At 71.7% G+C, this 8,291-nt stretch carries 5 protein-coding genes and 2 pseudogenes; 3 read left to right on the top strand and 4 right to left on the bottom strand.

Annotation, left to right across the window (positions count from 1 at the left end; all coding sequences use genetic code 11):
* Positions 1-74: 74 nt before the first annotated feature.
* Positions 75-655 (bottom strand): annotated as a pseudogene (locus ACIHCL_RS32825) (ABC transporter ATP-binding protein); the annotation flags it as partial.
* On the opposite strand from ACIHCL_RS32825, the pseudogene ACIHCL_RS32820 reads away from it, so the two are divergent.
* A pseudogene (locus tag ACIHCL_RS32820) lies at positions 642-1,037 on the top strand (response regulator transcription factor); the annotation flags it as partial. The pseudogenes ACIHCL_RS32825 and ACIHCL_RS32820 overlap by 14 nt on opposite strands.
* Here the strand turns inward: ACIHCL_RS32820 and ACIHCL_RS32815 are convergent.
* Positions 1,015-1,317: a DUF5955 family protein gene (locus ACIHCL_RS32815; protein WP_399867763.1), complete on the bottom strand. Its 303-nt coding sequence runs from the start codon at positions 1,315-1,317 to the stop codon at positions 1,015-1,017. The pseudogene ACIHCL_RS32820 and the gene ACIHCL_RS32815 overlap by 23 nt on opposite strands.
* 297 nt (positions 1,318-1,614) lie before the next feature.
* On the opposite strand from ACIHCL_RS32815, the gene ACIHCL_RS32810 reads away from it, so the two are divergent.
* Entirely contained in the window at positions 1,615-2,220 is a 606-nt protein-coding gene (locus ACIHCL_RS32810; RefSeq protein ID WP_399867761.1) for an NTP transferase domain-containing protein, read from the top strand.
* 345 nt (positions 2,221-2,565) lie between these two features.
* Entirely contained in the window at positions 2,566-4,185 is a 1,620-nt protein-coding gene (gene aceB / locus ACIHCL_RS32805; protein ID WP_399867759.1) for a malate synthase A, read from the top strand.
* A 254-nt stretch (positions 4,186-4,439) separates the two neighbouring features.
* Here aceB and ACIHCL_RS32800 read toward each other — a convergent pair whose 3' ends face one another.
* Complete coding sequence (locus ACIHCL_RS32800) at positions 4,440-5,405, bottom strand: hypothetical protein (protein ID WP_399867757.1); 966 nt, start codon at positions 5,403-5,405, stop codon at positions 4,440-4,442.
* A gap of 495 nt (positions 5,406-5,900) precedes the next feature.
* Positions 5,901-8,189, bottom strand: coding sequence for a glycosyl hydrolase family 18 protein (locus tag ACIHCL_RS32795; RefSeq protein ID WP_399867756.1), 2,289 nt, complete (start codon positions 8,187-8,189; stop codon positions 5,901-5,903).
* Positions 8,190-8,291: the final 102 nt, after the last annotated feature.

The following is an 8,291-nucleotide window of genomic DNA, read 5'->3' as shown; positions in this document are numbered from 1 at the left end:
GGGCCCGGGGCGGGGGCCCGGGGGGGGGGGGGGGGCGGCCCCCCGGGGGGGGGGCGCCCCCCCCCCCCCCCCGCCCGGTCCAGATGGGTCCGGTCGTGCGTGACCAGTACGGTCGCCGCGGCGCGCTGCCTCGCCAGCCCGACGAGCAGGTCCAGCACGGCGGCTCCCCGGTCGTGGTCCAGCGCGCTGGTGGGTTCGCCGACCAGCAGGACCGCCGGTTCGTTCATCAACGCCCGTGCGATGTTGACCCGCTGGCGCTGTCCGCCCGACAGCTGATGGGGCCTGCGGCCCGCCTGGTCCGCGAGGCCCACCGCCTCCAGCCGCTCCATCGCCCGGCTCCGGGCGCCGCGCGTGGTGCGCCCGAGAGATGGGCCATCACCTGGAGCTGTTCGGCCGCGGTGAGGGGCGGCAGCAGGTTGGGCCGCTGGAAGACGATGCCGACGCGGTCGCGCCGCAGCGCCGCCTTCTGCGCGCGGCCGAGGCCGGTGGCGTCGGTCCCGGCGACGACGACCAGCCCCGGCGGAACGGACCGGAACCGGGACGCCGCGGACCGACGCCCGCGCGGAACGGACCCCCGGCCGGACGGAACGTGCGGAAGGCCGGGCGGGACGGTCCGACGGCCGTTCGGGACGGGAAGCCGCATGACCGCACCCATCAGGCTGCTGCTCGCCGGCGACCACCCGGTGGTGCGGGCGGGGCTGCGAGCCGTGCTCGACTCCGAACCCGGCTTCCGGGTGGTCGACGAGGCTGCCACCGCCGAGCGGGCCGTCGCGCTGGCCGCGACCGGAGGGTTCGACATCGTCCTGATGGACCTTCAGTTCGGTGCGGGCATACACGGTTCCGAGGCGACCGCGGCGATCACGGCACGGCCGGACGCGCCGCGGGTGCTGATCCTCACGACGTACGACCCGGACGCCGACATCCTGGCGGCGGTAGACGCGCGCGCCGCCGGTGATCCGCCTCCGGCTTCGACCGGCCGATCGGCGTCCCCCTCGCACGATCAGCCGCGCACGGTCAGCCGCGCGGGGGCTCGCCGAAGAGGTCCACGGCGACGCGCACGTCCCTGAGCGCGACGGCCAGCGCGCTGACCGATCCGATCGCCCCCGCGATCAGCAACAGCGAACGCCGCAGCCGCGGGATCTCGGGCTCACCGCTGATCGCCATGGCGTCCAGCGCCGCCAACTCGTCCTCGGCGATGCCCCGGTCGGGGAACTCCGCGGGATGCCCCGCCAGTTCCCTGCGGAGCCGGGAGACGGCTGTACGCAGCTCCGTCACCCTCGGGTCCTCACTGCTGCTCGTCACCCGCGCCTGCCCCACGCTTCGCAACAAAGCACTCCCCCTCGCACGTCCGTGTGCCAGTGTTCCGACCGGGTCCCGGATCGCGGCCAAGTCTCCGGGGGTTCCCGCAAGTTAACGCCATAAAAGGTGCCGTGCGCCACTCCACGGACAGAATTCAGGGGCCCCGTACGGGTGATCCGTGCGTACCGTTGTGGACCCCGCCATCCCGGTCGCCGCGCCCACCGGCGCCGCATCCCCCACCCCGCCCGCGCCGACGCGGGCGGGGACGCGTGGCGTGCCGCGGCCGGGGCCTCACGCCCAGGGTATGCAGTCCGCATGAGTCGAACGGATCAGACCCCGGTGGTCGCGGGACTGCTGCTCGCCGCGGGCGGCGGGCGGCGCCTCGGCAATCGCCCCAAGGCCCTGCTCGAATACCGCGGCCGGCCCCTGGTCGAACACGCGGTGCGGGTGCTCCGGTCGGGCGGCTGCGCCCCCGTCCATGTGGTGCTGGGCGCCGCGGCACAGGAGGTGCGCGACCGGGCCGACCTCACCGGGTGCGCCCTGACCGTCAACCCCGGCTGGACGGAGGGCATGGGCTCCTCGCTGCGGGCGGGGCTCGGGGCCCTCGCCGCCACGGACGCGGACGCGGCTCTCGTACTCCTGGTCGACCAGCCGGGTGTCGGCCCGGAGGCGGTGGCCCGGGTGCGGTCCGCGTGCGGCTCCCGCACCGGTCTCGCCGCGGCCTCGTACGGCGGCGAGCGCGGCCACCCGGTACTGATCGGGGCCGACCGCTGGGCGGATGTCGCGGCGGGCGCGGTGGGCGACCGGGGCGCGCGGGCGTATCTGCGGGCGCACCGCGACGCGCTCGTGCTCGTCGAGTGCTCGGACGTGGCGGAGGCGTACGACATCGACGTCCCGGAAGACCTGAAACGCCTCGACTGAGGCGCAGGGGAACGCCGGCACGCCGTCGTACGAGGCACGAGGGCGGCGATGACACGACGTCATCCGGGACGCACCCACAACCATGTCGGCACACCGCCCTGCGGGACGCGAGGGGTAACGGCGGCACTCGACCCCACCCCACCACTTCTATCGACTCTGAGAATCTCGACGTCAAACAAAGATTGAACTTCCACCATGAGGAAACTAATATCCATTGAACAGGAACCCTCTGCGTCTCGGACGGTGCCCGCACCCATCCCCCGAGCCCTGGCACGCCGTGCCGAGCCAGGCGACCGCCGAACCATGAGGGCCTGTACGCACCGCCCCTTGAAGGAGTGACCGCCCATGTCCGCACCAGCGCCGTCCCCGCTGGCCATCGTCGACGCCGAGCCGCTGCCCCGGCAGGACGAGGTCCTGACCGACGCGGCCCTCTCGTTCGTGGCCGAATTGCACCGCCGGTTCACGCCCCGCCGCGACGAACTGCTGGCCCGCCGCGCCGAGCGGCGCACGGAGATCGCCCGTACCTCCACGCTGGACTTCCTGCCCGAGACGGCCGCGATCCGCGAGGACGACTCCTGGCGGGTCGCGCCGGCCCCCGCCGCGTTGAACGACCGCCGCGTGGAGATCACCGGTCCGACCGACCGCAAGATGACCATCAACGCCCTGAACTCCGGTGCCCGGGTCTGGCTCGCCGACTTCGAGGACGCCTCCGCCCCCACGTGGGAGAACGTGGTCCTCGGTCAGCTCAACCTGATCGACGCCTACACCCGCTCCATCGACTTCACGGACCCGAGGACCGGCAAGTCGTACGCGCTGAAGCCCGCGGACGAACTCGCCACCGTCGTCACCCGCCCGCGCGGCTGGCATCTGAATGAGCGTCACCTCCAGCTCGACGGCGTGCCGGTGCCGGGCGCGCTGGTCGACTTCGGGCTCTACTTCTTCCACAACGCCCAGCGCCTCATCGACCTCGGCAAGGGACCGTACTTCTACCTCCCGAAGACGGAGTCGCACCTGGAGGCCCGCCTCTGGAACGATGTCTTCGTCTTCGCCCAGGACTACGTCGGCATCCCGCAGGGCACGGTCCGCGCCACCGTCCTCATCGAGACGATCAACGCCGCGTACGAGATGGAGGAGATCCTGTACGAGCTGCGCGACCACGCCTCCGGGCTAAACGCGGGCCGTTGGGACTACCTGTTCTCCATCGTCAAGAACTTCCGTGACAGCGGCGCGAAGTTCGTCCTCCCCGACCGCAACACGGTCACGATGACCGCCCCGTTCATGCGCGCGTACACCGAACTCCTCGTCCGCACCTGCCACAAGCGCGGCGCACACGCCATCGGCGGCATGGCGGCGTTCATCCCGTCCCGCCGCGACGCGGAGGTCAACAGGGTCGCCTTCGAGAAGGTCAGGGCGGACAAGGACCGCGAGGCCCGTGACGGCTTCGACGGCTCCTGGGTCGCCCACCCCGACCTGGTCCCGATCGCCATGGCCTCCTTCGACGCCGTCCTCGGTGAGAGGCCGAACCAGAAGGACCGCCTGCGCGAGGACGTCTCGGTGGCCGCGGGCGACCTGATCGCCATCGACACCCTGGACGCCCGGCCCACGTACGAGGGCCTGCGCAACGCCGTCGCGGTCGGCATCCGCTACATCGAGGCGTGGCTGCGCGGCCTGGGCGCGGTCGCCATCTTCAACCTGATGGAGGACGCGGCCACCGCGGAGATCTCGCGCTCGCAGATCTGGCAGTGGATCAACGCGGGCGTGGTCTTCGAGAACGGCGAACGCGCCACGGCCGACCTGGCCCGCTCGGTCGCCGCCGAGGAACTCGCCGCGATCCGCGCCGAGGTCGGCGACGAGGCGTTCACCGCCGGGGCATGGCAGCAGGCCCACGACCTGCTGCTCCAGGTCTCCCTGGACCAGGACTACGTGGACTTCCTGACCCTGCCCGCGTACGAGCGGCTGGGCTGAGCCGCGCCCGTACCGCCTCGCTCCGCCCCCGGCACCGCACAGCGCCGGGGGCGGAGCCGTACGCCGGGTCGGCGCGCGACCGGTGCCCTCCCCCGGACAGGAGACCCTGGCCGGATTCCTCGCACGGGCGGCCGGTGTGCGGTAATGCCCGGCGCTGGATTCGGTGTCCCACCGGATTCCTCGCACGGGCGGCCGGTGTACTGGAGCGGACGCCCTCCCGCCGAACGGCCCCGCCGTTCACGACGGTGGTCCGCTCAGCGCTCCAGCTCCCGCACCTCGCCCGTGCGGGTCCGGTGGGCAAGGTCCGTGACGTTCGCGGGGCACGAGAGGTGCGGGGCGAGCACGTCCCGGATTCCGAGAACGGTGCGCCAGGTCCCGGGCAAGGCGAAGTCGAACGATCCGCGCGCGTACAGATGGAGTTCGTCGCCGACGATCTCCACGACCGGCACGGGCCGGACGGCCTCGAGCACGGCCAGCAGATCCGCGGAGAGCAATGCGGTCAGTGCCGGATAGTGCGGCTTGGTGCTGCGCATGCGCAGCCGATGGGCGCCGGGCAGGGGAACCGGTTCGGCCTTTTCGAGCTTCTTCGGCGGCCAGGGCCTGGAGAGCCGGTCGGACACGAGGGTGCGCGGGTAGGAGCCCCGGAGCGCGAAGACGGCGTAGCCCCAGTCCTCGGACCAGTGCATGTCGTTCTGCGAGGCATCGGCGTCCTCGGCGTGGTAGTTGGCGATCTCGAACCCGGTGGGGCCGGGTACCACGCACCAGTCGCGGTGGCGGCGGTGGACGCCGGTGCCCTCGAAGACGACTCCGGGCCGCCGCCCGAGCGGCGCTTCCGCCTCGTGCCTGATGCCGTTGGCCGTGACGAACCGGTGCAGCCGGTACCGGGCACGGGCGCGCACCCACCAGGAGTGGGGCCGCAACAGCACCCCGACCAGGGTCCAGGCGGCGATCCAGACCAGGATTCCCCCGAGGTACAGGATTCCGCCTTCCTCCCGGAGATGCCTCAGTTCGCCGCTCAGGGCGAGCGGACCGATCACGGCGGCGATCAGGGACAGGTGCATCACCGTGTAGAGCGTGGCTCCGTATCGCATGATGTACGAGGCGTCGGCGAGGTCCGGTCCGTGGTGCCCCGCGCGCGCCTCGGCGCAGAACCGCTTCCACTCGCCCCGGGACACGGGCATGGACAGCGTTCGCAGGTCGACGGCAGTGGCTTCGCTCACGCTCCCAGCGTAGGCATCCGGGCCCGGTCCGGGCAGCCCGAAGGCGCCAACTTCCTTTGTGTGCAGTGAATCAGCGGGCGGATCCGGCCGGCGGTCCGCGCCCACCGGATTCGGTGCGGCACCGAAGCCGCCGGCCCACCGGTCCCGACCGTGTACGCGATGGTCATCGCACCTTCGCCAGGTCACGGCGCGCGGACCACCTTGCCCTCGGCGCAGCAGCCGGGGCCGGGCTCGCGTTCACGGCAATACCCTCGCCCGCCGGGCCCGGCGCCCGAGGCGACGGCCGCCCGCGGTACGGGCGGCCGTCCTGTGCGCAGTTCGGATCGCTCCGTCCCCTTCGACGGATCGCGCCCTGCTGCGCTTCGCCGGGCCGGGCATCGGGGTCGGGCACGGGCGTCGGCCCCGGAACCCGACCCGGCGACGAGCCTACCGTCGACGTCCGGTCAGGCGACCGCTCCGGAACGGGAAAGGGCCGCCGCGGAGGCGGTGTTCATCTCAGCCCAGCCCCGTGTGAAGGGCGTTGAGCAGCGTGCTCTGCGGGGTGTCGCCCGACATCTCCCAGATCACGACCCCGAGCAGGCCCTTGTCCTTGACATAGGCGGTCTTCTTGCCGATGGACCAGGCGTCGTCGAAGGACCACCACTGACTTCCGGTGTAGCCGTACGTGGAGATGGACTGCTCGTCGTGGTGGACCGTCATCGTCGGGTACGCGCCGATGAGGTTGGCGTAGCCTCGCGTTCCGGCCTCCTCGGCGAACTGGCCCGGAGCGGCCCCTCCCGCCTGCTGCCACTCGCCCGCGACCCCGCCGTCGGTGACGCCCTGCCAGCCGCGCCCGTAGAACGGGATGCCCAGGGTCAGCTTGCGGGGTTCGACCCCCGCGTCCGTGTACGCCTTGATGGCGGCGTCGGCGCTGAAGTGGAAGTCGTACGGGTCCTGGTCGTCGACGTAGAGGTTCGCCTGATGACCGGTGCGGTTCGGTTCCCAGGAGTTGTCGCTGCCGGAGCCGTGGAAGTCGTAGCCCTGGACGTTGGCGATGTCGAGGGAGTCGAAGACCTTGTCCAGTTCCCAGCCCTCGCCGATCTTCTGCGGGTCGGCGGGGGTGAACGCGGTGAGGAGCCGGTGGCCGCCGCCGAGCGCGTCCATCTGCTTGCGGAACTCGGCGAGCAGCAGGGTCAGGTTGGCCTTGTCGTCGGGCGAGTAGTGGTTACCGGGGTGTCCGGTGCCGGTGCCGGGCCACTCCCAGTCGATGTCGAAGCCGTCGAAGATCCCGGCGGCCGTGCCGGGGCCGCCCGCACCGTTGTACTGGGGCAGGTTGCCCTTGAGGTACATGTCGACGCAGGAGGAGACGAACTTCTTGCGGGAGGCGTCGGTGGCGGCCACGTCGGAGAAGTACTTGGAGTACGTCCAGCCGCCGAGCGAGACCACGATCTTCAGGTTCGGGTGGAGCTTCTTCAGCTTCTTCAACTGGTGGAAGTTTCCTCGGAGTTTGCCCCATCCGTCATCCGCGACCCCGTCGACGGACTGGGCGGCGCTGAAGGGGCGTCCGTAGTCGGCGTCGGCGTCACCGGCCCCGGTGCCCTGGTCGGGGTCCTGGGGGTCCGAGGTGGTGCCCTTGGTGACGCCGTTCAGGCAGGTGAGGTTGGTGGGGTCGATGTTGGCGAAGGAGTAGTTGACGATGTCGAGCTTGTCCGCGGCGCCAGAGTCGTGGAGGTTCTTCACGAAGTACTGGCGGCCGTAGATGCCCCACTGGACGAAGTAGCCGACCTTGGCGTACTTGCCCTTGCCGACGATGTCGTCGGTCTTCACCGTGAGCGCGTTGCTGGCCGGGGAGGCGTTGTCGGCCGCGTCACGGGCCCTGACGGTGAAGGTGTACGAGGTCGCGGGCGAGAGACCGCCGACGGTCGCGGTGGTCGTGGTGCCGGAGACGGTGGCGGCGGGTTCGCCGCCCCGGTAGACGTCGTAGGCGGCGACCCGCTGGTCGTCCGTCGAGGCGTTCCACGTCAGGGTCACGGAGGAGGCGTCGGTCCCCGTGGCGCGCAGCGAGCCCGGGGCGGTCGGCGGGGAGGTATCGGTGGCCGGGTCGACGGTGGTGACGGTCAGCGGGGTGCTCTCGGCGGAGGTGTTGCCGCGGGTGTCACGGGCCCGGACGGTGAAGGAGTGGGCGGTGGCGGGGGTGAGCCCGGTGACGGTGGTGCTGGTCGTCGCGGTCGCGGTGCCGACCACCTTGCCGCCCGCCAGTACGTCGTACGACGCCACGGGGAAGTCGCCCGCCGTGGCGGCCGTCCAGGCCAGCGACGCGGTGCGGGCGGTGACGTCGGTCTGCTTCAGCCCGCCGGGGGCGCCCGGCGGCACGTCCGGGGAGCCGTCACACTTGTCGCCGTTGATCCGGCAGCCGGTCGGCTCGGAGACGGGGCCCTTGGCCACGAACCAGAAGCTGTACGGTTCGGTCGTGCTGTGCGGGGCGACGGTGCCGTTGTAGTGGGCGTTGGCCGCGGTGATGTGGCTGCCCTGGGTGGTGACGGTGCCGTTGTACGAGGTGTCGATCGTGACTCCGGTCGGCAGGTCGAATTCGAGGCTCCAGCCGGTGACGGCGGTGTCGGTGTCGTTGCGCAGGATGTACGTCCCCTTCCACCACGAGCCGTGGTCGGCGGTGGTGAAGGCGGCCGTGAGCTTCCCCGCCGCGTGCGCGGGGGCGGCCTGCAACGACAGCAGTGCGAGGAGAAGTCCGATGACGGCGACTGCGGCGGTCGCCGTTCTCCCTCTGGAGGTCAGGTGCTCGAACATGGTGGTGCTCCCTAAGAATGGTTGGCGGTCCGGGAGGACCGGGTGTGGCTGATGGTGGTCTGTCGTTGATGACTCCGAAGGAATGGCCGCCCGGTCCTCCGG

The sequence above is a fragment of the Streptomyces sp. NPDC052042 genome (genome assembly GCF_044548345.1).
GTDB lineage: Bacteria > Actinomycetota > Actinomycetes > Streptomycetales > Streptomycetaceae > Streptomyces.
The sequence above is the reverse complement of the archived record's forward strand: the minus strand, read 5'-3'. Positions and strand labels throughout refer to the sequence as shown.

Bases quoted from the DNA above. Each gene is read 5' to 3' on its own strand.
- ACIHCL_RS32810 (WP_399867761.1), top strand. From the start codon at position 1,615: ATGAGTCGAACGGATCAGACCCCGGTGGTCGCGGGACTGCTGCTCGCC.
- ACIHCL_RS32795 (WP_399867756.1), bottom strand. From the start codon at position 8,189: ATGTTCGAGCACCTGACCTCCAGAGGGAGAACGGCGACCGCCGCAGTC.
- aceB (WP_399867759.1), top strand. From the start codon at position 2,566: ATGTCCGCACCAGCGCCGTCCCCGCTGGCCATCGTCGACGCCGAGCCG.